Raw genomic sequence first — 704 nt, forward strand, 5'->3', positions numbered from 1 at the left:
TCGTCGCTCGGCGCATCGATGGTGATCGAGGCTTCTTTCGAGCCGGCGGCAATGGTGATGCTTTCACCGTTGCTCAGTTTGATCACCAGGTCGGTACCCGCCTTGTTGGTCAAGGTAGCGGTGTAGGTGATCTTGCCGCCTTCAGCGACAGTGCTGGTTGCACTGAGGCTCAGGTTCGTTACATCAGGTGTGGCCGGGTTGTCAGTGACAGTCGTCACTGGCTCGCCTACCGCCACGGTCTTCTCGTAATTACCGCCCGAGATATCGGTGATCTTGTTGGTCAGGTCCAGGTTGGTGTTGTGGACGTTGTTCGGCGCGGTGAACGGTACCGATGCCGACGACTCACCCACTGGAATGGTGATGGTCTGACCGTTGGCCAGTTTCACCACCAGGTCGGAACCGGTGACCTGGTGATTGACCGACGCGGTGTAAGTCACCACACCGCCCTCGACCACGCTTTGCGTAGCGGTCAGGGTGACCGTAGTGGTGTCGATGGTATCGGTAACCTTGGTCACGGCCGCGGTGCTGCTGACATCCAGCTTCTCGAAGTCACCGCCGGTGGTACCGGTGATGGTCACGCTGAGGTCTTCGGCATCGACGTACACGTCGTCGCTCGGCGCATCGATGGTGATCGAGGCTTCTTTCGAGCCGGCGGCAATGGTGATGCTTTCACCGTTGCTCAGTTTGATCACCACGTGCAGCCC

1 protein-coding gene is annotated in these 704 nt (G+C 59.2%); it reads right to left on the reverse strand.

From position 1 onward, the window contains the following. A partial coding sequence (locus FQ664_RS27330; RefSeq protein ID WP_368667997.1) for an immunoglobulin-like domain-containing protein occupies positions 1-704 on the reverse strand: 704 nt, incomplete at both ends.

The sequence above is a fragment of the Pseudomonas persica genome, assembly GCF_900291015.1.
Taxonomy (GTDB): domain Bacteria; phylum Pseudomonadota; class Gammaproteobacteria; order Pseudomonadales; family Pseudomonadaceae; genus Aquipseudomonas.